Source organism: Flavobacterium sp. B167r (assembly GCF_056824315.1).
Genome location: NZ_CP124859.1, coordinates 1,445,977 through 1,468,735 on the forward strand (window position 1 = coordinate 1,445,977; position 22,759 = coordinate 1,468,735).

A 22,759-nucleotide genomic window follows, 5' to 3' on the forward strand; every position below is an offset into this window, starting at 1 on the left:
CGCAGAGGTTTGGTAGTTCAGTTGGTTAGAATACATGCCTGTCACGCATGGGGTCGCGGGTTCGAGTCCCGTCCAGACCGCAATATTGGGGAAAGCCTTTCGTAACAGAAAGGCTTTTTTGCCCAAATACGGTATCTAAGATTAGTTGTGTTGTTTTGCTACGACTTTGTAACTCGTAGCTGGTTTAGTAGTTAGACCAATGAAAAGCTTTCCACTTTTGTGGATGGCTTTTTTGATTTAAGACTATTTGGTTTTGCAATTATTTAACCGCAAAGCACGCGAAGATTTACGCAAAGTCCGCAAAGTTTTTTTAAGCTTTGCGGACTTTTTTGTTTTAATTCATTTGAAAACATTGATTATTTAATTAATTTTTCTTTGCGAACTTTGCCTAGATATTAGCGCCCTTTGTGGTTAAACAAAAGAAAATTCCTGCTTTTTGGATAAAACATGGATTTTTAAAATATTGGATTTTAGGTTATTAAAAAATTATTAAATTTTTATTCTTAAAAACACTTGTAGAAACAAAATTCTGTTGTATTTTTGCACCACAATAACGCAGGGTTTGGTAGTTCAGTTGGTTAGAATACATGCCTGTCACGCATGGGGTCGCGGGTTCGAGTCCCGTCCAGACCGCCTAAGTTTGTAAAATGCCTCTCATTATGAGAGGCATTTTTTTTATGTAAACTTTGTGGGATTTAACCGCAAAGTTCGCAAAGGTTTTTTTAGCGAGATTTATAAAAGTTCGCAAAGCTTTATCATATAGCTTTGCGAACTTTGCGTTTATAAGCGTGATCTTGGAAAAAATCCTTGCGTGCTTTGCGGTTAATCTTTTAAGTCAAGTTTTGGAATTTATTTCTTTCCTATCTTTATATTATGGAACAATCAACATTCAAAGTAGACAAATATTATCTCAATAAAGTAGATGCCGATAAAAAAAGCATCTATTGTCATCATGATATAATGGGCGAATTGTTGGTTCCAACACACAAACACAACAAAGCGCAAATGTTATACGCGGAGGGTGATGTAGTTTTTGTAACAACTGAAACGAAATCCTATTTTTTGCCTGCGAGACATTTTATCTGGATTCCCGCTGGATTAGAGCATAGCATCGAACCGAAGTCGGAACATGTGATGATGCGAAATTTGTATTTTCCAGTTGAAAAAGATGAAGATGAATTCTACAAAAGCGAGGGCATTTATCCGGTGAATAATTTATTGCTCCAAATGATGATGTTTACCAATCAATGGAATGGGGATTTGAAAAAAAATACCCCGAATTTCGTGATTGCAAAAGCTATAAAAGCGATTCTTCCTCAAATATGTACTAATAATTTGCCTTTAGAACTTCCTCAGCCTAAAGATAAACGATTGGGGAAAATTCTTCGACATATCGAAAATAATTTGGGAGAAACGATTCTTTTTGCTGATGTGGCGCATGAATTTGGTTTTAGCGAACGCTCTTTGTATCGCTTGTTTCAAAAAGATCTCAAAATGTCTTTTATTCAATATTATACCATTCGAAGAATCCTTAAAGCGATCGAACTTTTGTTAGAAAGAAAGCTTTCGGTGAAAGAGGTAGCTCTGGAAGTTGGTTATAATAGTGTTCCGACTTTTAGCAACACTTTTTTCAATATTTTAGGTCAACGTCCTTCGGATTATCTTAATGGAAAAGAAATTCTAGAGCGAGGTAAATAGTTGTTGTTTCACGCAGATTTAAAGGGATTTAAGGAGATGTTGCAGATTTTCTTTTATTCTGGCTAAAAATTTTATCTCGCAGATTCCGCAGATTTTGGAGATTTTTTTAAATACTTTATAATCTGCACAATCTGCGGAATCTGCGAGAGCAAAAAATAAAAATCTGCGTCCTCTGCTAAAATCCCTTTAAATCTTCGTGAAATAATTTCAATTTTTAACCATTTGTTTTTCAGTATTTTAATATAACGTTTTCGGAAAATGGAATTTTAACATTTGTCCGAAATGAATATGTTATTGACTTTTTAGAATCATCCGCCAAGGAAAAAATGAAGGAACTTTGCAGCATAAAATATTCAAATATTCATGTTCCTTACAAAAACAAACTCTAAAGAAGATTGTTTTCCCAGAAGCTTATTGATTTTACTAATGGTGTTAGTATTCAATAGTTTACAAGCTCAGGAAGTTCATACGGTTTCTTTACAAGAAGCGATGAAACTGGCGAAGGAAAACAACAAAAAAGTCCTTAAATCTCAACTGGAGATTACGCTCGCTGAGCAAAACATCAAAGAAAGAAAAGAACTTAGATTACCAGATGTACAACTTAACGGAATGTACTCTAGAATTACCAACATTACAGAATTTAAAGGTGATGGTTTCTTAAATGGAAAAGAAGTTACGAAAGCAATTCCTGAAATCTACGAGGTAAATTCAACTTTTAAAATGCCAATTTACGTTGGAAACAAGATTAATAACGCGATTAAAATTGCGAATCAGGAAAGCGAAATTGCAAAAATAAAATCGGAAAAAACAGAAAATGATATTGAGCTGCAAGTTGTGGCCAATTATCTGGCGATTTACAAAATGATGGAACTTCAAAAAATATTTGAAGAAAATATCAAAGAAGAAAAAAACCGATTAAAAGAAGTGCAATCGCTTCAGAAACACGGAACGATAACCAAAAATGAGGTGATACGCGCCGAATTACAGCTCTCAGATCGTGAGTTGAATGCGCTTACAAACTCCAAAAACATTCAAATAGCGCTTCACGATCTGAAGACTTTAATTCAGATTTCGGAAAACGAAGAAATTACAATTGACACAACTGCAAGTCTAGACGAAATGAACGGCGTAGATCCGTATGATTTTTATCTGAGCAAAGCCATGCAGAATGAAGAAATGCGAATGGCGAGCCAAGAATTAGACATCAGTAAAACTGAATTGAAATTGGTAAAAGGGAATTATCTGCCAACTGTAGATTTCTTCGGGAATTATGGTTTTTATTATCCAAACTACAAATTCTTTCCACCAAATCCGTATTTGTACACTTTAGGTCAAGTGGGTATCGAGGCGCGTTTTGATCTTTCGGCTTTGTATAAAAACAAAACGAAAGTGGCAAAAGCAAATACTAAAATCGATGCGCAGAAAATGCAGAATGAAATCATAAAAGATGAAATTCAGGATCAGTTGTACAAAGAGCACACGCAATATCAGGAAATCCTTGAGAAGTTTGTTGTGGTTGACAAAGCTTTGGATTTAGCTGAAGAAAACTACAGAATCGTAAAGCTGAAATACTTAAATCAATTGGTTTTAATTACCGAAATGGTTGATGCTGATAATGCTTTGCTTCAGGCGAAATACAACAAAATTGCTACTCATTTGGATGCTGTTTTGAAACATTATGAGATTATGCATACGGCTGGGATTATGCCTCAGAGCTAATTGTTTAGACTTTATAGAAGAAAGAAGCAAGAGAAAAGACTTAAAAAAAACTAAGATAAAGAGATAAAGATGGTTAAGATAAAAAATGAAACTAAAAGAAATAAGACGTTTCATATACTGATAACAATTATTGCGTGTACGCTGGTTATAAGCGGGGTTATTTTGGGAATTTGGTTTTATGTTTTTAACCGAAATCACGAAGAAACCAATGACGCTCAGGTAGAACAATACGTAACGCCAATTATGTCGAGAATTACGGGTTATGTGCAGGAAGTTCGTTTTGATGAAAACCAGTTTGTGCATAAAGGGGATACTTTGGTAGTGATTGATAACAGAGAATATAAATCGAAATTGAATGTGGCTCTTGCCGATGTTCAAAACGCAGAACAAAACAACGTTGTGGCTCAGAAAAATGCAGTTAACACAGCAAGTGCAACGGCAATTAACGAATCGCAATTGGAAGCGGCTAAAGCGAATCTTTGGAAAACCAAATTAGAATACGAAAGATATAAAGCTTTGGTAAGTGAAGAAGCGGCAACTTCTCAACAATTAGAAAAGGTTAAAGCAGATTACGAATCGGCACAAGCGCATTTTTCGGAAATGAAAAACAGAATTCATTCGGCTACTTTGAGTACTTCTGTTGCTGAGGCGAATGTTCCGACAACGCAAACCAATATTGCTTCTAAACAAGCTGTTGCAGATAATGCGGCATTATTTCTTTCGTACACGGTAATCACAGCACCTTATGACGGTTGGGTTGGAAAAAGAACTTTACAGCCAGGACAAATGGTAAAAGAAGGGCAGTCTTTGCTTTCTATCGTAAGTAAAGAAAAATGGATTACAGCGAACTTTAAAGAAACACAATTGCAATATTTAACGGTTGGGCAAGAAGTTGAAATTAAAGCTGATGCAATAAACGACAAAACTTTTGTGGGAACAATTGCTTCGTTATCGCCTGCGAGTGGTGCGAGATTTTCGTTGCTTCCTCCAGATAATGCGACTGGAAACTTCGTGAAAATTGAACAAAGAATTCCAGTTAGAATTCAGTTAAAAGAACAAGACAAACAAACCGATTTTTTAAGAGCAGGAATGAACATTACGGTTGTTGCTGCGCACAAATAAAATGGAAGATAAAAGTATATTTAAATCATGGGTTCCAAAATGGGCGATCATTATTATTTTGTTCGTTTGTTTGTTGCATTCCATGATTTTATTGGGAGTTTACACGTCAAACGTAACGTATGCGGCGAGTTTTCTGGACATTGAGCCAGAAGATTTGCAGTTTGCGATGTGTGTTACGTACGGAACATTACTCGCGACTATTTTAATCGAAAGCCGATTCTCGAGTTTTTTTCCTGCGAAAAATTATCTGATGGCGGTTTATTCCCTTATCGGAATTACGATTGTTGCATCGGCTTATATTACCAATTTTTCGGTCTTTTTAGTGATGAGAATTGCCGAAGGAATCCTAATGGCACTTCCTGTAATTACGATCAGACAATTGCTCATTGAACAGTTTAATTCTAAAAATGCCATAATTATTGGATTCTCATTTTATTATGGTTCACTGTTGTTGTCAACGCCGTTTATAATGAATATTGCCGTGTGGTTTCTCGATCATTACGACTGGAAATACATGTTGTATGTTTCAGGCGGACTGCAGGTTTTGAACGTCTTTTTAATCTTAGTTACTTTCAGAGGGCACCGAATTACGAAGAAGATTCCGTTGTATCAAATCGACTGGATGAGTTATTTTTTGGTTTTAATTTCGATTCTTTGCGGTGCCTACTTTTTTGTTTACGCGGAAAAAAAATATTGGTTTCAATCTTCAGAAATGGTTTTAGTGTTGATGATTTCGCTCATCACAGGCGGATTGTTCATCTTTAAAGAGCGTTTGGTAAAAAGACCAAGTTTCAATTTTGAAGTTATAAAATACGCCAATCTGCGAATAGGATTTTTATTGTTTTTCCTTTTCTATATCAGCAGAGCAACGTTGAGTCTTTGTCATTCTGCGATGTTTTCCATTTGGAATTGGGATCCATCGCGTGTGGCGGGCGTGCAGTACATAAACGGATTAGGAAACGTAATCGGACTTATTTTAGCCGCTTTTTTCTTGATGAAATCTGTTTCAACTAAAATTATTTTCATGATTGGTTTTACGCTTATTGCTATTTTCCACTTCTGGTTTACGTTTCTTTTTGTGCCAGATGTTGCGCTGAGCGATATTATCATTCCCTATATTTTGCAAGGAATCGGTGTGGGGTTTTTATTTGTTCCGCTCATCTTATTTACCACATCATCGGTTCCAGCAAATATGGCGGTTTCTTCTGGAATTGTTGGAGTTTCGGGACGTTTTTGGGGAAGTACAATTGGTTTTTGCGTAATGCAGAATGCGATGGTTTTCTTGAATAAAAAACACTTTTTGAAGTTAAGCCAATTTGTAACAGGTGAAAATCCAGAAGCTCAAAACATAATTGCTTCAACAACGCAAAGTTTTATTGCCAAAGGATATTCTGCAGATAATGCTAATGTTTTGGCGATGAAAAAGCTTTTCGGGACAATTTCTAAACAATCGACTTTATTGGCCGATATGGAGATTTATACGATTGTGGGTTACGGTTTAGTGGTTTTGATAATTCTAATTGCGTGCAATCAACATTTGAAACAAACGATGACTTTGGTGAAAAGTAAAATTTGGATAGGGTAAATTTTTGTTTCAAGTTTAATGTTTCAAGTTTTTTGCAAATCTTTGGCGATTAGTCTCGCAAAGTCGCAGAGACACAAAGTTTTTGTTTTTTGCCACAGATTAATAAGATTAAAAGGATTTTGTTTCACGCAGATTTGGCAGATTTAAGTAGATTTATTTTTAAGATTTTTAATAAATAATCTGCGCCTATCTGCTTAAATCTTTTTTAAATCTGCGTGAAACAAAATTTTGCGTCTCTGCAACTTTGCGAGATTCTAAACAAAATCCTGCGAGAAATAAGACTTTATTAACTTACTTAAAGATTAGAAACAATATAAATGCTCGTATCTTGCACCCGTTTAAAAACAAATAAAATTATGAGCCAGCAATGTGTAATTTTTGATATGGACGGCGTGATTTGCCACACCAATCCGCATCATGTAGTCGCTTTTGAAAAGTTTTTCGATAAATATAAAATTCCGTACACCAATGAAGAATTTGAAGAACATATGTACGGAAAACACAATAGTTATATCATGACCCATTTCTTCAAGCGCCCGATTCAGGGTGAAGAATTGATAAAGCTTGAAGATGAAAAAGAAGGAATGTTTCGTGAGATTTATAAAGACAAAGTCGAAACGATTCCGCATTACATGCAGTTTTTAGAAGAACTAAAATCTCGCGGATTCAAAACAGCAGTTGCAACATCGGCTCCGCGCGCCAATTTAGATTTGATTGCCAATTTCTTGAAACTCGACCAAAAAATGGATTCGATGATGTCAAGCGAAGACGTTACGTTTCATAAACCAAATCCAGAAGTATATTTAAAATCGGCGGAGCGTGTTGGCGTTTCTCCGTCTGATTGTGTGGTTTTCGAAGATTCTTTTTCGGGCGTTACAGCAGGATTAAATGCCGGAATGAAAGTCGTGGGTGTTTTAAGCACGCATACAAAAGAGCAACTTCCTCCATGCGATTTTTATATCAATGATTATAGCGAAGTGAATGTGGATAAGATTTTAGAATTATTAAATTCCAATAAATAAATTCAAAATTCCAAAAAATGATATATTGAACCTTTGTCAAAGTTTTAAACTTTGACAAAGGTTTTTTAGTTTCAAGCTTCTTGTACAGATGTGCGTTTTTTACGCAGATTTTACAGATCACAGCAGATTTTTTTTAGATTATAAAAATAAATAATCTGCATGTATCTGCTTAAATCTTTTAAATCTGCGTGAAATAAAAATATTTAATACTTCTCCTCCAAAAAAGCAATCCAGCCTTTCTCAAATTCTTTAGTCGATACGTTTAATGTTTTTTCGATATTGCCGAAAGAAGCGATTAATTTGGGTAAAATATCTTTGCCCCATTTTTGAGTAAGATATTCGATTATCGTGTAGCCAATATTGTAGATTTGATTGCTTTTATTTAGCTCTTCTAAAGTCAGGTTTTTGCTTTTAGCATACTTTACGCTTAATCTATTTACTTCTTTTGCCTCAAACATACTGATCGATTCCCAAAGCCAGCGCGGATATTCTGCACCGAATTTTTTATCAAATTCCCTTTCAAAAGTACGTCTATCTTGCGTGATAATAGAGTCTTTGGCTTTGTGGATTAAGATGTTTAACTGAACGCAATGCGTAAATTCATGCAGCGCCGTTTTTAGCGGATCGTCGGGGAAAATCGAATTAAACCAATTCGTCCAAATAAAATGAAATTCGTTTGGACCACGACTTGTGCCTTTTGTATTTTCTTCTAAACCAGTCGCGGCGTTAAATTTGTATTGCGAACCGTAAATAAAAACCTTTATCAAATCGTGCGGTGCATCTTTTAGATTTTCTCTAATTTTAGAATAATTCTCTTCTAAATGTTTGCTGGCTTTTTCGGCCTCGCTTTTGTAAATTCCAGTATAGGAAACAATAAAATGTTCCGATTTTATAGTTCGAGTTTCTTGTTTAACGGTATAGTTTCGAATTGTTCTTACGAAGTAAAAAACCGCAATAATTCCTAAAAGGAAGACTAATAATCTGTATTTTTTCATGTGTTCTAAATGATTTTAGAGATTTAAAAAATGAATAAAATAAGGAGAATTAGGTTTTTGGTATTTTAAAAATAAGAATATTTGAAGATTAAACACAAGATAATTAAAGAAATTTCTGAAATATTTTTGATTGAAAGGAAATCGCTTTAGCCGAAGTTCTAATTGAAATTCATTCCATTACAATTAAATTGGAAATTTAGTATGGTATCTTTTTTAAAAACACTTAAAGTTGATTCCTTTTCCTTTTTTCTGATTGTGTCTCCTATTTCAATTTCTTTATAATGTTCGCAAAGCCATCTGTTTTCTTCATCATAAATTGTGTCTTTATTAGAGTTTAGACTTTTTCCTATGATGTAGAAATTATGTTTTGAGAACGGTACAGGTGTTTCTTTTACAACGATATTGAAACTTCCTTTTCGATAAATTGATGCTAATTTTTCACAATCAACTTTTTCGCAGGAAATGAAAATAAGAAGAATAAAAAATAAAACTTTTGAATTTATAGAATAGTTGTTTTTCATTCGTTTATTTCAAAGAAAAATCTAACAATTCTTTAGGTTCAATATCTAAAGCATTGGCGATTTTTACAAGAGTTTTTACAGAAGTATTGATTTTAGCAGTTTCTATTCTTGCTATTTGAGACTTAGTCACGCCAGAATCATCAGCTAAACCTTGTTGCGATAAGTCTTTCCTTTCGCGTAATTGTCTAATGTGAATACCAAGATGTATGATATAATTTTCTTCTGAAATGTTCATATTTCAAAAATGGAAATATTTATTTCGCTTTCGATAGCATGCGTGCCTATAAATTATTATATTTGCCTGAAATAAAAATAAGATAATGGCTACAGAATGTATTTCAAACGAGCTTGAAACCAGACTAAAAGACTTTTTTACTGAAGTAATTGATGTAAAAGATATGGCTAAGTCCATTAGACGAGTCAATTACGCGCTTTCGTTACGTGCAATGCGCGGATATGAAACCACACAATCTGAACTCGAGAATATTGATGATAATTTTTATTGGCTCAATAGATTAGCAGAAGTTCTCGATCCTTATTTAAATATTGATTAAAAAAATTCTATTTTATAAAAGTTCATTTCGACGAAAGGAGAAGCCAGACAGCAAAACCGACAAAAACCTACATTGATTTCCGCAATTTTCATAGTTTGACAACTCGTTGGTGATGCTGGTAAATCTCCTTTCGTCAAGGTGAGTCGTGAAGATTCCACACATTTTGTCATTTTGACATAAGGAGAAATCTTCGCGAGTAACTCCTTAAGTGTACAACAATTCTTGTTTGTAAGAATATGTGTTAAATTGTTTCGGTTGATTTAAAATGCATTAATATTTCGTAATGTTCATCTTCCTGCACAGGATAAATTATATATTGGAATTCATCTACTCTTTTTGCCTTTGGAGTAATATATTTAATGAAATCATCAAAAGCTACTTTTGCTATTGCTTCATTTTTTTTTATCAAAAAGATATAATCGGCTTTAGGTAATAGAACTTTAAAATTCGCTGGAAATATCGTTAGCTTTTTTTCTCCTTCATCGGGAAAATCCATTACTTTAACAGAAGGAAATTCAATATCATCTTCATAATCTTCTAAATGTTGAATTTTTCTAATTTCCTCAATTAATTTGTCATTAAACATTTCTGGGGAATCAGTATTCTTAGAAAGTGTGTCGATTATGTAATCGCCAGCATAATAGTGTCTCACACACCCCATAAAAGTTAGTGCTCCACCTGCTTCTTTTTGCACTTGAATAAAAGATTCTATTGATAAATGCTTTACGCTTTCAATCCATTTTTCGTTATAATTTGTTTCAAATTCGTCAAGAGAAATTTTATCATCAAATTCAGGTTCTATTGATGAATTGTTAATTTCTCCCAATGCTAAAGAAATTTTAACTGCTAATCTCCAATCGTCTTTGGTTGCTCCAACATTAATTTCAACATCATATTTATCAGGATTTGTTGTAATGGCAACTCCTCTTGAAGATAGTTTAGGCAGATAAAATTTTGAGTATCCATTTAAAGATTCTTGAGAATTTATACCAAATGAAATTTTAGTTTCGCTGGGCAGGTGTTTATTTTCTAGTAATTGATTATACGTAATCGTTTGTTTGTTTTTGATGTAAATATGGAAGCTCATTTTAATAAGATGTAAAATAATTATTGTGCTTTAGCTAAAGAATCAAATGTAAAAAAAACTTAGATAGAATAAAAAGGGGTTTGGTTGATTTAAGATTTTGTAAAAGAATAAGTAGGTTAAATCAATATGTACCAAAAACAAAAAAGCTTCTGAAAAAATATTCAGAAGCTTTTTTTGGTGCGGATAATAGGACTCGAACCTACACGCCTTGCGGCACCAGATCCTAAGTCTGGCATGTCTACCAATTTCACCATATCCGCGGAATTGTGGGTGCAAAGATAGGCATACTTTTGAATTATCAAAGCATTTTTTGAAAATTTTTTTTAATTCTCTTTTTTGTACTTTTGGTTTTCTATAAAAATTATTTAAATGGAAAATATTAAGTCCTACGTTCAACAACATAAAGATCGGTTTATCAACGAATTGATCGAATTATTAAAGATTCCGTCGGTTTCTGCCGACACTGCATATTCTCAAGATGTTATTGACACAGCAGAGGCTGTAAAAGAAAGTTTATCAAAAGCAGGGTGCGATTATGTCGAAACTTGCGACACTCCAGGTTACCCAATTATTTACGGAGAAAAAATAATAGACCCAAATCTTCCAACGGTTTTAGTTTACGGACACTACGACGTTCAACCGCCAGATCCTCTAGAATTATGGACTTCACCACCATTTGAACCGGTTATTAAAACTACAGATATTCACCCAGAAGGAGCAATTTTTGCACGTGGAGCGTGTGATGACAAAGGTCAGATGTACATGCACGTAAAGGCGCTTGAATTAATGGTGCAAAGCAATACGTTGCCTTGTAACGTAAAATTCATGATCGAAGGAGAAGAAGAAGTAGGTTCTGCAAGTTTGGCTTGGTTCGTAGAACGCAATCAGGAAAAACTGAAGAACGATGTTATTTTGATTTCAGATACAGGAATGATTTCTAACCAACAACCGTCTATTACGACTGGTTTAAGAGGTTTGAGTTATGTTGAAGTTGAAGTTACTGGTCCAAACCGCGATTTGCATTCTGGTTTATATGGAGGAGCTGTAGCAAACCCAATTAATATTCTAGCAAAAATGATTGCTTCTCTTCATGACGAAAACAATCACATTACAATTCCAGGATTCTACGATAAAGTTCAGGAATTATCTGCAGAAGAAAGAGCTGAAATGGCAAAAGCGCCTTTTAGTTTAGAAAAATATAAAAACGCTTTAAACATTGCTGATGTTTATGGTGAAAAAGGATATGTAACCAACGAAAGAAACTCAATCCGTCCGACATTAGACGTAAACGGAATTTGGGGCGGTTACACAGGAGAAGGTGCTAAAACGGTTATTGCGAGTAAAGCTTTCGCTAAAATCTCAATGCGTTTGGTTCCAAATCAAGATTGGGAAGAAATTACAGAACTTTTCACGAAACACTTCACAAGTATTGCTCCAGCTGGAGTTACAGTAAAAGTAACGCCTCATCACGGTGGTCAAGGTTATGTGACGCCAATTGACAGCATCGGATATCAGGCTGCTAACAAAGCATATACAGAAACTTTTGGAGTTCCTGCAATTCCTGTTCGTTCAGGAGGAAGTATTCCGATTGTGGCTTTATTCGAAAAAGAATTAAAAAGCAAAACCATCTTAATGGGCTTCGGATTAGACAGCGATGCAATTCACTCTCCAAACGAACATTTCGGAATTTTTAATTACTTGAAAGGTATAGAGACTATTCCGTTGTTTTACAAGTATTTTGTGGAATTAAGCAAATAAAGGTTTTTGTCAAAAAGGAACTCAATTTCTTTAAAATATAAAATCCGTTCAGAAATGAGCGGATTTTTTTATTTCTAATTTTAGACATTAAAAATATAAGAAAAAACTTGTTTGTTTGGGATTTAATTCTACATTTATTGAGCAATATTTATAGCTATACAATAATCCCGTGATTGGAGACAAAATGCTAACTAACCAATTGTTAACCTTATGAAAAAATTAATTGCATTCTTTTTTATTGTGGCCAGCTTCACTTTCGCGGAAGCGCAAACCTATAAAGATTGGGTTCGTAAAGCAGACTCTTGTTATGCGAAACAAAACTATAAATTGTCTGTTAATTATTACAATAAAGCTTTTAAAATAGAAAAGAAATCTTCAATAGACTTCTACAATGCTGGCTGTTCTGCTTCTAGAGCAAAAGAAAACAAAAAAGCTTTCAAATGGCTGAATCTCGCTATTGATAACGGTTACCAAAACATTTCTCATATTCAAATAGATAGAGATTTGAAATCTTTGCATTCGGAAAAAGAGTGGACAAAAACAATTGAAAAACTACAGAAGAAATTGGATGTTATCGGAGCAAATTATGATAAAGTTTTGGAAAAAGAACTAGCCGTTATTTACACTGAAGATCAAGAAATTCGAGGTGAATTTTTAAATGTTTATAAAGCTCCTAAACCTGATAAAAAGAAAATTGACAGCATTGGTAAAATTATGAATCGAAAAGACAGTATTAACCTCATTAAGGTGATGAAGATACTGGATGAAAGAGGCTGGCTTGGGAAAAATGTTGTCGGTGAACAGGGAAATAAAACGTTGTTTTTGGTTATTCAGCATTCTGATTTAGAATACCAGCAAAAGTATTTGCCCATGATGCGAGAGGCAGTTAAAAATGGGAATGCTAATGGAGCAAATTTGGCGTACTTAGAAGATAGAGTGGCTTTGAGAGAGGGAAGAAGGCAAATTTATGGCAGCCAGAGTGCGAAGAATAAAAAAACAAATAAAATGTACATATCGCCTATGATAGACCCAGATAATGTAGATAAAAGACGTGCAGAGGTTGGACTAGGAACTATGGCAGAATACGCGGCAAAAATGAATATTGAGTGGAATTTGGAAGAGTACAAAAAAGAACTTCCAGAAACAGAAAAACTCGAAAATATTACAAAATAAGAAATGCAACTTTTCAAATTGGGTTTAAGTGTTTGCTGTGTTTTTGAATCTTAAAACAAAAAAATCCGCTTCTGATGAAGGAAGCGGATAAAATTAAAAACTAATTAAAAAAAAATTCTAAAAATAAACATGCAGATCCAGACTAAAACAAGTCGGGATTGTATCCAAAATAAGGTACTTTTTGTTCGTTAAAAATGACCCCATATTCTTCTAACTCTTTCAAAATGGGTTCGTAAACTTCTTTTTTAATAGGGAGCTGAACACCTGGAGTTGTAATTTTTCCATTTAAAATCAATAATGTCGCGATCGCAACCGGAAGTCCGACTGTTTTTGCCATTGCAGTATACGTTTGGTCATCGCCAATGCAAACCATTTTAGAATCGATTTGCATTTTCTCGCCATTCAATTCATAACCAAATTTGTGATACATGACAATCATGTCTTTGTCATCTGGTTCTAAAGCCCAACCTTCAGATAATATTTTTTCTAAAATCTGAGCTGGAGTAGCATTGGGAAGATTTACTTTTTTATTTGGGTTAAATAAATCCAGTTCCAAAAGTTTATCCCACATAATATCGTCTTGATCAATTTTTAAGATCAAACGAGTTTTAATTTCAACAGAATCTGTCGGATGATAAGGAAGAAAAGAGTTGATAAACTGACGATAACTCATATTTTCTGACCCCTCTAAAATATAACTATCATCAGTCATTCCGAGCTGAACAAACATGTTCCAAGCTCTCGAAAAACCAACCCTTCTAATTGTTCCTCTATATAATGTCAATACATCGTCTAATCCATAAACCGAACGGTACTTAAGCGAATCGCGGTTAGAATAAGCCTCAAATTTTCCGTAGCCCTCAACTTCTAGAAATTCGGTTCTTCTAAACAACGCACTGTACGGAATGTATTTATAAGTGCCTTCCTGAATAAATTTGGCAGCGCCTCCTTGTCCCGCTAAAACTACGTTTCTTGGTGCCCAAGTAAATTTGTAATTCCATAAATTATTATCCGATTCTGGAGCGACTAAACCGCCACAGAAAGATTCAAACAAAAGCATTTTTCCGCCTTTCGATCTGATTTCATCAATAACTTTCATGGCACTCATATGATCTATTCCTGGATCAAGGCCAATTTCGTTCATGAAAATCAGATTGCTTTTGATGGCTTCATCGTTTAAAGCTTGCATCGCGTCGCTTATGTAAGATGCAGTAACGAGATTCTTTTTGAATTCTAGACAGTCTTTAGCGATTTCGATATGCAGATGCGCAGGAAGCATTGAAATAACTATCGAAGCATTTGCAATCGCTTTTCTTCTTTCATCGGCATTAAAAATATCTAAGGCAAGCGGAGTTGCATTTGGATGACCCTGTGTCTTCGCTTTCGCAAGTTGTAATGAAAGATCAGCTACCGTTAAATGCAGTTGTTCTTCATTAGATTTTGATAATAAATATCGAATCAAAGACGATGCAGATCTTCCTGCTCCAATTATTAAAACGTTTCTCATGTCTCAAATATTTAACACAAATATATTTAAATGTTATAAATATAACAATCGAAATTAAATTAAATTGAATTTATTTTTTGGATTCCAGTAAAAAACAATTTGATTTAGTTCTAAATAATCCAGAAAGTAAGACGGTTTTTCGGTTCGTTTAAAGTATTTTTGTTTCAAATTTCAAAAGAAATAATTATGAAAAGAAGAATCGTTCTAACGGGAGCTTTTATTGGTATGTTAGCTATTATTTTGGGTGCTTTTGGGGCTCATTTGTTGAAAAAATATCTTTCAGTTGATCAATTAATCAGTTTTGAAGTTGGTGTTCGTTACCAAATGTATCACGCTCTTTTTCTTCTATTTTTATCTACGCAAAAAGACATCGCAGAAAAAACTTTAAAAACGATCTATAATTTAGTTGTTGCAGGTGTTGTTCTTTTTAGCGGTTCAATCTATTTAATGGCAACAAAAGACTATACTTTATTTGAATCTAAAATTATCGTATTCGCAACTCCAGTGGGTGGTTTTCTATTAATTATTGCTTGGACGCTATTATTCTTTACGATTTTGAGGAGAAAATCATAAAATCCCGAAAAAAAAATTCTGTCTAAGAATTAATCTTTAATTTTGTCACATAAATAACATATAGACTTATTTGTGTGACTTTTTTGTATTTTCTATTGTTAAACAAAAATAATATAACAAAATCACGCATTAGGTTGTAATTAGACAAATTAGAAGCGATTATTTTTTTCTTTTTGTAATTTTTAAAGTGAAATTTCTCTTTTTTCATATAAATAAGAGTGAAATTTAAGTATTTTAAAAGAAATAAGAATTAATCTGTAATTTTGCTTTAAACAAAAAATCACACACAACTAAAAATTTATGGACACTAATACAGTTTTCGCGCAATCGATTTCGTTAAAAGAATTAGGAATTGAAAATGCAAAAGTTCGTTATCAACTATCTGCAGATGAATTACATGCGATTACTTTGCAGTCAGGACAAGGTGTTGAGAATTCTACTGGAGCGTTAGCAATTAATACAGGTGAATTTACAGGTCGTTCTCCACAAGATCGTTTTATCGTAAAAGATGATATTACTAAAGATCAAGTTTGGTGGGGAAATGTAAATATCCCGTTTGAACCACAAGCTTTTGAAAAGCTTTATAATAAGGTAACAGCATTTTTATCAGACAAAGAAGTTTTTGTTCGCGATTCTTATGTGTGTTCTGATCCAAATTATAGATTGAATGTTCGTGTTGTAACAGAAACAGCTTGGTCAAACTTGTTCTGCTATAATATGTTCTTGCGTCCAGAAGATTCAGAATTGGCAAATTTTACTCCAGAATGGACAGTAGTTTGTGCTCCAAGTTTTATGGCAGATCCTGCTGTTGACGGAACAAGACAGTCTAATTTTGCTATTTTAGATTTTACTAAAAAAATTGCTTTAATTGGAGGAACAGGTTATACAGGAGAAATGAAAAAAGGAATTTTTTCTGCTTTGAACTTTATTCTTCCAGTTTTCAAAAAAACACTTCCAATGCACTGTAGCGCCAATGTTGGTGAGGCAGGGGATACGGCTATTTTCTTCGGTTTGTCTGGTACAGGAAAAACAACTTTATCTGCAGATCCAGAACGTAAATTAATCGGAGATGATGAGCACGGATGGACAAACGAAAACACAGTTTTCAACTTTGAAGGCGGTTGCTATGCTAAAGTAATCAACTTGACAGAAGAAAATGAACCAGACATTTTTAGAGCAATCAAAAAAGGAGCGCTTTTAGAAAATGTGGTTTTCAAAGCAGGAACAAACGAAGTAGATTTTGATGATGTTTCGATTACACAAAATACTCGTGTAAGTTACCCTATTACGCATATTGACAATGTACAGCCAGGTTTGGTTGGGCATGATCCTAAAAATATATTTTTCTTAACGGCCGATTCTTTCGGGATTTTGCCTCCAATTTCAAAATTGACTCCAGGTCAGGCCGCTTACCATTTTATTTCTGGATATACTGCAAAAGTTGCTGGTACAGAAGCTGGTGTAACTGAGCCTCAGCCAAATTTCTCTGCTTGTTTTGGTGCTCCATTCATGCCTTTACATCCAACGCGTTACGCAGAAATGTTGAGCAAAAAAATGAAAGATGCTGGAGTAAAAGTTTGGTTAATCAACACAGGATGGACTGGTGGACCTTACGGAATTGGAAGCCGTATGAAACTGAAATATACTCGTGCTATGATTACCGCTGCATTAAAAGGAGAATTGGATAATGTAGAATACGTAAATCATAAAGTATTTGGAATTGCAAAACCTCAATCTTGTCCAAATGTTCCAGAGGAAATTTTAAATCCTAGAAATACTTGGGAAGACAAAGATTTATACGATAAAAAAGCATTAGAATTAGCAAATAAATTCAAAGCTAATTTTGCGAAATTTGAAGAGTTTGCCAATGCTGAAATCTTAGCAGGAGCGCCAATTACAGAATAAAAGGAATGAATTAATTCAAATAAAAAAAGCTGTTCAGAAATGAACAGCTTTTTTGTTTGGTTTCCAATCGCAGTAAAAAAAATAAACACTGAACACTGTCTGCGACTGAAAACCTCAAAAAAAATTACTTTTCGCTTCGTCAATTCGTTTTTGAATCAAATCCCAAGCGTAATAATGGAACGTCATTCCGTTGCTCATCGCTACAAAAAGTCCGTTTTTATAAGCTCCGCCTAAATTTACGCTAGTTACATCTGCACCATCACATTCAATTGTAGAAGTTGGAACTTCTGCTAACAAAGGATGATTGTTTGGGTTACCTTTTGCGCCTTCTCTTGGGTAAACCATAAAAGTATTTGCCTGTTGGTTTGAGACTAAAATATATCCTGTAGAATCTGTTTTTTTGTAAATAGCGATTCCTTCATGATCTGCTTTGAAATCTTTTTGACCGAAGAAAGCCAATTCTTTATTATCATTTAAAGTTGGATCTGCTTTGTATTTTCTAATTCCAGCTTGCTCGTCGCAATAGTAAACAAAACCTAATTCGTTATCGACTGCAATAGCTTCAATTTCTTTTTTACCGCTGTAAGTTCCGAATTTGCGAACTACTTTTGCAACAGCAAATTTTCCGTTTCCAGAAAGTTCATACTGCCATAAATAACTTCCAGTTGGTCCCGTTTTTCTTCCAACAATTGCAAAAATTTTCCCGTCAGATGGGCGAGTGTATAAAGAAACTCCCATCGGATCGCGTTGTGCTTCTCCTTCAAAAACAGGAATTCCGCCATTGTCGATTGGTTCTAAATCAGGTAAACTGAAGATTCTGATTTTATTTTCTTCACGTTCTGTTGTAACGGCAACGTCTACTTTTTTTCCGTCAATAATCAATCCGTAAGCGATATCAACATTGTTTGGACGTTTTAAAGTAATTGATTTTTTAAGGATTTTTCCATTCAAATCAAAAGCATATAAACCACCGTCTGTGTCTTTATCTGTTCCAACAATAATACTTTTTGAAGGATCTGTTGGATTTATCCAGATTGAAGGATCGTCTGTATCGTGAGGCAAAGCTTCTGTAACTGCTGTCGGTTTTACAGCATTTGGTTGAACTGGAGCTAATTTTTCGTCTTTACAAGCTGTAAATGAAACAGCTAAAAGTAAAAGAGCAACTAAAGATTTATTTTTCATTGTTATATTATATTTTAATGCAATTAGACAGAGCGTTAAACTCTGTCTAATTTAAGTATTTTTAAAATTGCAGATTACAAGTCTAATTTCAATCCTAAATTGTAACGAGCTTGGTAATATTCAGCTTGTTTAGTGTGAGCTTCAATTCCTTGGTAGTAACGTAACGGTTGGTTTGTTATGTTATTAGCTTCGGCAAACAAGCGCAATTTTGGAGTGATTTTGTAAGCAGCATTAGCATCTAAGAAAAATTGTTTGTCGTAGAAACTATCTTTGTAAGACTCAGAACCTAATTCATCTAAGTAATCAGATGTAAAGTTTGTAGAGATTCTTGCAGAGAAACGTTTGTTTTCCCAAGATAAAGATCCATTAAACATGTGTGGTGCAGTACCTGGAAGGCTAATGTTGTTTCTTTCGTTTCCATCCTCATCAGCAATACCTTTTGCTTTAGATTTCGTGTAAGTATAGTTTAAGTATACAGCAAAACCTTTCAAGAATTTACCAGGTAAGAAATCTAACTGACGTTGTAAAGCAACTTCAAATCCGTATACATCTACATTGTCTCCGTTTCTTGACTGTAAGAAAGACCAGTTTTCTCCTGCTGGAATTGGGTTTACTTGATTTGGGAAATCTGCAGCAAATTTCGCATCAGTATATTGATTATCGCTGTAGTTGTAAATAAAATCATTTAATCTTTTGTAGAAAACACCTCCAGAGATCAAACCAACAGATTTGAAATAGTTTTCTGCCATGAAATCATAGTTGTATGCGTATGTTGCTTTAAGACCTGGATTTCCAGCTGTAATTTCTTTATCAGCAGCAATGTTGTTTACATAAGGCGCAAGTGCGTAGTAGTTTGGTCTAGCCAAAGCTGTTGTAGCAGCAGCTCTTAAAACTAAATCTTTTGTTGCGTTGTATTGGAATGAAATACTTGGCAATGCATTTGTGTATGAGTTTGTATTGTTGATTTTGCTTTCTAATTCTTCTTCATCCAATACACGGTTTCCTGTATAATCAATATGAGTATTCTCAACACGAACCCCCATTACCATTGAAAGTTTGTCATTAAAATCCTGATCCCATCTTACGTAAGCAGCAGAAATTCTTTCTTTAGCGTTGTAGTTAACAGCTAAATATTCAGCTGGATCTGTTTCTTTTTCAAATAAAGTAGAGTTGTTTAAATCTAAACCTCCTAAATAAGCTGCAGAAGCAAAAGTTCCTGCTACATATTTACTTCCTGGATTAAAATCTTTTCCATCAAAATAAGATGTTGGAACTTGTGATAATAATTCCATATCATCGTTGATTGGTGAATAAGAATAGAAATTATTGTTTCTTTCTTTTTCTTTTAAACGAAGTCTAAGACCCGTTCTCAATCTTCCTTTTTCTCCGGCAATTACAGAGAATGGAAAACGGATGTTTACTTTTGCTCCAAATTCGCTTTCGCTAGTTTCGTCTGTGTTTTCAGTAACAGAATTAAATTTAAATTCGTCTGTAGATTCTCCAGCAGTTGTTAATAATGGGAATCTTGGATCAGATAAATCTTGGAACATCTCTAAACCTTTTTGACGGTATTCGATATAACGCTCACCTGGACGATATTCTCTAGCTTTTGCATAGTTTGCAGACCAGTCTAAATCTAAAGTAGAGTTGATTAAGTGTTCTCCACGAAGAGAGTAGTTTTGAACTCTTTGGTCTTCTAATCTTCTGTTTTTGTTTCTGCTGTTGTCTAAACCACCTTTTGTCTGACGTTTTACACGACCTTCAAATCCTGTGATAGTTTCACCATCATAAATAGCTTCGATATCATCATAAGTAGTTCTGAAACGATTTTCTCTATCATCTCTCCAGTTGTAGATAGCGTTAGCGAAAATAGTATTGTTATCGTTGAATTTATAATCTAAAGCAATAGATCCACTACGACGAATACGTTGTACATCATATTTTCTGATTTCTGCCGCTTGTAAATAATCATTTCCAAATTCATCTCTTACCCATTCGTTTTCGATGTTATCAGAGCCGTAATCAACATTGTTGTAAGATCCACTCACTACAACTCCTAATTTGTTGTCAATAAAACGATTACCGTAAACGAAACCAGCAGTGTAAGAAGCGTGGTCACGAATTGGCAAATAACCTCCAGCAAGAGTTGCAGAAATTCTTTCTCCGTTTGGAGTTGCTCTTGTAATTAAGTTTACAGAACCTCCAATCGCATCAGCATCCATGTCTGGCGTAAGCGTTTTGTTTACTTCGATTGTAGAAATCATATCAGATGGAATTAAGTCCATTTGTACGTTTCTATTGTCTCCTTCAGCAGATGGAATACGATCACCATTTAAAGTAACTGAGTTCAAAGATGGAGCTAAACCTCTAATAATAATGTTACGAGCTTCACCCTGATCATTTTGCATTGTGATACCAGGAACACGTTTTAAAGCGTCTCCAACGTTAGCATCAGGAAAACGACCCATTTGATCTGAAGAAATTACGTTTCCAATGTTTTTGTTGTTTTTCTGCTGGTTCAGCGCTTTTGCCTGACCTTTTAAGATGTCTCCAACAACTACTTCTTTCAATTCATTTTCAGAAGCTTTAAGAGCGAAGTCAATTACGTTGTTTCTTCCTTGCTCTACTTTTATTTCTTGAGTTGAAGTAGTATATCCAATATATTTTACTTCAACTTTGTAAGTTCCTTCGTTAATATTCAATAATTCGAAACGACCGTTATAATCGGAAACAGTGTATTTTTTCTCGCCTACAATTTGAACCATAGCTCCAGGAAGAGGCAGTTTGTCATCGGCATCTAATATCTTTCCAGAGATAATAGCTTTCTGAGCAAAACCTGTAAAGGCGAATAAAAAGAATGCTGTTAATAAATAAAATTTTTTCATTGTGTGTGTTTAGTTTGATTTCGGTTGCGAAACTAAAGCCCTTATATTACTAGAGCCTTGAAAAAAAATTAACATAACGTTATGATTGCCCATTGGTATTCAAAATCTATTAATGTTTAAATAACATATGAGAGGCAAATAATTGATTCACAATCAAAAAGAAATAATAATTTGACCGTATTTAAAAATTTGGCGTTAAATTTGCCGTATCAATCACAATCAAAAATCATCAATCATGTTAAAACAATTTTTTATCCTATGTTCAGGAGCCGATCGCGACATCCTGAAAGACTGCTCAGAAGGCGAACAAACCAAATATGTTGGTATTGGAGCCACTGTATTCTTCACAGCAGTTATGGCCTTCTTGGCGAGTGCTTATGCGCTTTTTACTGTTTTCGATTCTATTTATCCCGCCTTGATTTTTGGATTTGTATGGAGTTTACTTATTTTTAATCTAGACCGATTTATCGTTTCGACCATTAAAAAAAGAGACCGTTTTATGGACGAATTTCTTCAAGCGACTCCACGTATCGCATTGGCAGTCATTATTGCAATTGTAATTTCGAAGCCTTTAGAAATTAAAATTTTCGAAAAAGAAATCAATACCGTTTTATTGAAAGAGAAAAACGAAATGGAATTGGCCAATAAAAAACAAGTTGGAAACTATTTCAAATCGGATTTAGATAAGAATAAAGCTGAAATTGCGGCGCTAAAAGCTGATATTGTAAAGAAAGAGAAAGAAGTAAACGATTTATATTCTGTTTATATTACTGAAGCCGAAGGAACTACAGGAACCAAGAAATTAGGAAAAGGTCCAGTTTACAAAGAAAAACGCGAAAAACACGATGCAGCGCTTAAAGAATTTGCAACTTTAAAGATAACAAATGAAGCTAAGATCGCCGAGAAAGAAAAAGCTGGAAAGCAATTGCAAGCCGATTTAGACAAAAAAGTTTCGCAGACACAACCCATCATTGAAGGTTTCGACGGATTAATGGCGCGTATCAATGCATTAAACAAACTGCCTTGGTTGCCATCATTTTTTATAATGCTGTTGTTTTTAGCAATTGAAACCTCTCCAATTATTGCCAAATTATTAGCACCAAAAGGAGAATTCGATTTCAAGCAAGAAGAAGCCGAAACAGCCATGAAAGCAACGCTGACTCAAAATAAATACAAACGTGAGCTGCTAGTAAAAACAAGCTCCGAAATGCACGATAGAGTTTATGCCGATATTGCGGGAGACAGAGGATTATTCGAATTGCAGAAAAAAAATGCAAAAGAACTGCTGGAATTACAATCGCATAAATTTGTAGAGAAGCAGAAAGCGACTTTATAAGTTCAAAGTTTTAAAGTCAAAAGTCATAAAGTCGAAGCAGAGACTAAAAAAGAAAGTCCGAAATAGAAATTCTATTTCGGACTTTTTTATTTATAAAGAGAAGAAAGCTTTAAGACTTTCGACTTTGGACTTTAAGA

The 22,759-nt window shown here is 34.3% G+C and carries 18 protein-coding genes and 3 tRNA genes; 13 read left to right on the top strand and 8 right to left on the bottom strand.

From position 1 onward, the window contains the following. The first annotated feature begins 6 nt into the window (after positions 1-6). The 7 genes from QLQ96_RS06585 to QLQ96_RS06615 all read left to right on the top strand — a co-directional run bounded on the left by QLQ96_RS06585 (position 7) and on the right by QLQ96_RS06615 (position 7,146). Positions 7-80: transfer RNA gene (locus tag QLQ96_RS06585), tRNA-Asp, on the top strand. Positions 81-559: 479 nt separating this feature from the next. After that, positions 560-633 (top strand) — tRNA-Asp (locus QLQ96_RS06590). A 240-nt stretch (positions 634-873) separates the two neighbouring features. Further along, positions 874-1,698, top strand: a complete 825-nt coding sequence (locus QLQ96_RS06595) for a helix-turn-helix transcriptional regulator (RefSeq protein ID WP_482495689.1) — start codon at positions 874-876, stop codon at positions 1,696-1,698. A gap of 426 nt (positions 1,699-2,124) precedes the next feature. Then, on the top strand, positions 2,125-3,417 hold the full coding sequence (locus QLQ96_RS06600; protein ID WP_482495691.1) for a TolC family protein: 1,293 nt from the start codon (positions 2,125-2,127) through the stop codon (positions 3,415-3,417). A gap of 69 nt (positions 3,418-3,486) precedes the next feature. Then, complete coding sequence (locus QLQ96_RS06605) at positions 3,487-4,539, top strand: HlyD family secretion protein (protein ID WP_482495693.1); 1,053 nt, start codon at positions 3,487-3,489, stop codon at positions 4,537-4,539. Between the two features lies 1 nt (position 4,540). Further along, positions 4,541-6,124, top strand: a complete 1,584-nt coding sequence (locus tag QLQ96_RS06610) for an MFS transporter (RefSeq protein WP_482495695.1) — start codon at positions 4,541-4,543, stop codon at positions 6,122-6,124. Positions 6,125-6,480: 356 nt separating this feature from the next. After that, positions 6,481-7,146: an HAD family hydrolase gene (locus QLQ96_RS06615; protein ID WP_482495697.1), complete on the top strand. Its 666-nt coding sequence runs from the start codon at positions 6,481-6,483 to the stop codon at positions 7,144-7,146. Between the two features lie 203 nt (positions 7,147-7,349). On the opposite strand, the gene QLQ96_RS06620 is transcribed toward QLQ96_RS06615, so the two are convergent. The 3 genes from QLQ96_RS06620 to QLQ96_RS06630 all read right to left on the bottom strand — a co-directional run bounded on the left by QLQ96_RS06620 (position 7,350) and on the right by QLQ96_RS06630 (position 8,897). Beyond that, positions 7,350-8,141, bottom strand: coding sequence for a hypothetical protein (locus QLQ96_RS06620; RefSeq protein ID WP_482495699.1), 792 nt, complete (start codon positions 8,139-8,141; stop codon positions 7,350-7,352). Positions 8,142-8,299: 158 nt separating this feature from the next. Then, on the bottom strand, positions 8,300-8,662 hold the full coding sequence (locus tag QLQ96_RS06625) for a hypothetical protein (RefSeq protein ID WP_482495700.1): 363 nt from the start codon (positions 8,660-8,662) through the stop codon (positions 8,300-8,302). 4 nt (positions 8,663-8,666) lie between these two features. Continuing rightward, positions 8,667-8,897, bottom strand: coding sequence for a helix-turn-helix domain-containing protein (locus QLQ96_RS06630; RefSeq protein ID WP_482495702.1), 231 nt, complete (start codon positions 8,895-8,897; stop codon positions 8,667-8,669). A gap of 85 nt (positions 8,898-8,982) precedes the next feature. Here QLQ96_RS06630 and QLQ96_RS06635 point away from each other — a divergent pair, with 85 nt between their 5' ends. Beyond that, positions 8,983-9,216, top strand: a complete 234-nt coding sequence (locus QLQ96_RS06635) for a hypothetical protein (protein ID WP_482495704.1) — start codon at positions 8,983-8,985, stop codon at positions 9,214-9,216. A gap of 241 nt (positions 9,217-9,457) precedes the next feature. Here QLQ96_RS06635 and QLQ96_RS06640 read toward each other — a convergent pair whose 3' ends face one another. Next, positions 9,458-10,303, bottom strand: coding sequence for a hypothetical protein (locus tag QLQ96_RS06640; protein WP_482495706.1), 846 nt, complete (start codon positions 10,301-10,303; stop codon positions 9,458-9,460). Positions 10,304-10,478: 175 nt separating this feature from the next. Next, positions 10,479-10,563: transfer RNA gene (locus tag QLQ96_RS06645), tRNA-Leu, on the bottom strand. A 109-nt stretch (positions 10,564-10,672) separates the two neighbouring features. On the opposite strand from QLQ96_RS06645, the gene QLQ96_RS06650 reads away from it, so the two are divergent. After that, positions 10,673-12,061: a dipeptidase gene (locus QLQ96_RS06650; RefSeq protein ID WP_482495707.1), complete on the top strand. Its 1,389-nt coding sequence runs from the start codon at positions 10,673-10,675 to the stop codon at positions 12,059-12,061. 210 nt (positions 12,062-12,271) lie between these two features. Continuing rightward, positions 12,272-13,234, top strand: coding sequence for a DUF6624 domain-containing protein (locus tag QLQ96_RS06655; protein WP_482495709.1), 963 nt, complete (start codon positions 12,272-12,274; stop codon positions 13,232-13,234). A gap of 142 nt (positions 13,235-13,376) precedes the next feature. Here QLQ96_RS06655 and QLQ96_RS06660 read toward each other — a convergent pair whose 3' ends face one another. Beyond that, the gene (locus tag QLQ96_RS06660) at positions 13,377-14,741 is read right to left on the bottom strand and encodes a saccharopine dehydrogenase family protein (protein ID WP_482495711.1); all 1,365 of its coding nucleotides are present in this window, start codon (positions 14,739-14,741) and stop codon (positions 13,377-13,379) included. Positions 14,742-14,927: 186 nt separating this feature from the next. Here QLQ96_RS06660 and QLQ96_RS06665 point away from each other — a divergent pair, with 186 nt between their 5' ends. After that, positions 14,928-15,314 carry a DUF423 domain-containing protein gene (locus tag QLQ96_RS06665; protein WP_482495712.1) on the top strand — a complete coding sequence of 129 codons (387 nt, stop codon included), beginning with the start codon at positions 14,928-14,930 and terminating at the stop codon, positions 15,312-15,314. 300 nt (positions 15,315-15,614) lie between these two features. Next, on the top strand, positions 15,615-17,219 hold the full coding sequence (pckA, locus tag QLQ96_RS06670; protein WP_482495714.1) for a phosphoenolpyruvate carboxykinase (ATP): 1,605 nt from the start codon (positions 15,615-15,617) through the stop codon (positions 17,217-17,219). 114 nt (positions 17,220-17,333) lie between these two features. Here the strand turns inward: pckA and QLQ96_RS06675 are convergent, their stop codons facing one another. Both QLQ96_RS06675 and QLQ96_RS06680 read right to left on the bottom strand, forming a co-directional pair. Then, positions 17,334-18,401, bottom strand: a complete 1,068-nt coding sequence (locus QLQ96_RS06675) for a phytase (protein ID WP_482495715.1) — start codon at positions 18,399-18,401, stop codon at positions 17,334-17,336. A 74-nt stretch (positions 18,402-18,475) separates the two neighbouring features. Beyond that, positions 18,476-21,286 carry a TonB-dependent receptor gene (locus QLQ96_RS06680; protein ID WP_482495717.1) on the bottom strand — a complete coding sequence of 937 codons (2,811 nt, stop codon included), beginning with the start codon at positions 21,284-21,286 and terminating at the stop codon, positions 18,476-18,478. Between the two features lie 235 nt (positions 21,287-21,521). Between QLQ96_RS06680 and QLQ96_RS06685 the strand changes: the two genes are divergently transcribed. Then, the gene (locus tag QLQ96_RS06685) at positions 21,522-22,622 is read left to right on the top strand and encodes a DUF4407 domain-containing protein (RefSeq protein WP_482495719.1); all 1,101 of its coding nucleotides are present in this window, start codon (positions 21,522-21,524) and stop codon (positions 22,620-22,622) included. The last annotated feature ends 137 nt before the right edge of the window (positions 22,623-22,759 follow it).

Excerpts from the sequence above, each read along its gene's own strand:
- QLQ96_RS06610 (WP_482495695.1), top strand. The coding sequence starts at position 4,541 with ATGGAAGATAAAAGTATATTTAAATCATGGGTTCCAAAATGGGCGATC.
- QLQ96_RS06605 (WP_482495693.1), top strand. The coding sequence starts at position 3,487 with ATGGTTAAGATAAAAAATGAAACTAAAAGAAATAAGACGTTTCATATA.
- QLQ96_RS06685 (WP_482495719.1), top strand. The coding sequence starts at position 21,522 with ATGTTAAAACAATTTTTTATCCTATGTTCAGGAGCCGATCGCGACATC.
- QLQ96_RS06625 (WP_482495700.1), bottom strand. The coding sequence starts at position 8,662 with ATGAAAAACAACTATTCTATAAATTCAAAAGTTTTATTTTTTATTCTT.
- QLQ96_RS06665 (WP_482495712.1), top strand. The coding sequence starts at position 14,928 with ATGAAAAGAAGAATCGTTCTAACGGGAGCTTTTATTGGTATGTTAGCT.
- QLQ96_RS06635 (WP_482495704.1), top strand. The coding sequence starts at position 8,983 with ATGGCTACAGAATGTATTTCAAACGAGCTTGAAACCAGACTAAAAGAC.
- QLQ96_RS06615 (WP_482495697.1), top strand. The coding sequence starts at position 6,481 with ATGAGCCAGCAATGTGTAATTTTTGATATGGACGGCGTGATTTGCCAC.
- QLQ96_RS06640 (WP_482495706.1), bottom strand. The coding sequence starts at position 10,303 with ATGAGCTTCCATATTTACATCAAAAACAAACAAACGATTACGTATAAT.
- QLQ96_RS06650 (WP_482495707.1), top strand. The coding sequence starts at position 10,673 with ATGGAAAATATTAAGTCCTACGTTCAACAACATAAAGATCGGTTTATC.
- QLQ96_RS06595 (WP_482495689.1), top strand. The coding sequence starts at position 874 with ATGGAACAATCAACATTCAAAGTAGACAAATATTATCTCAATAAAGTA.
- QLQ96_RS06680 (WP_482495717.1), bottom strand. The coding sequence starts at position 21,286 with ATGAAAAAATTTTATTTATTAACAGCATTCTTTTTATTCGCCTTTACA.
- QLQ96_RS06675 (WP_482495715.1), bottom strand. The coding sequence starts at position 18,401 with ATGAAAAATAAATCTTTAGTTGCTCTTTTACTTTTAGCTGTTTCATTT.
- QLQ96_RS06620 (WP_482495699.1), bottom strand. The coding sequence starts at position 8,141 with ATGAAAAAATACAGATTATTAGTCTTCCTTTTAGGAATTATTGCGGTT.
- QLQ96_RS06655 (WP_482495709.1), top strand. The coding sequence starts at position 12,272 with ATGAAAAAATTAATTGCATTCTTTTTTATTGTGGCCAGCTTCACTTTC.
- QLQ96_RS06660 (WP_482495711.1), bottom strand. The coding sequence starts at position 14,741 with ATGAGAAACGTTTTAATAATTGGAGCAGGAAGATCTGCATCGTCTTTG.
- QLQ96_RS06630 (WP_482495702.1), bottom strand. The coding sequence starts at position 8,897 with ATGAACATTTCAGAAGAAAATTATATCATACATCTTGGTATTCACATT.
- QLQ96_RS06600 (WP_482495691.1), top strand. The coding sequence starts at position 2,125 with ATGGTGTTAGTATTCAATAGTTTACAAGCTCAGGAAGTTCATACGGTT.
- pckA (WP_482495714.1), top strand. The coding sequence starts at position 15,615 with ATGGACACTAATACAGTTTTCGCGCAATCGATTTCGTTAAAAGAATTA.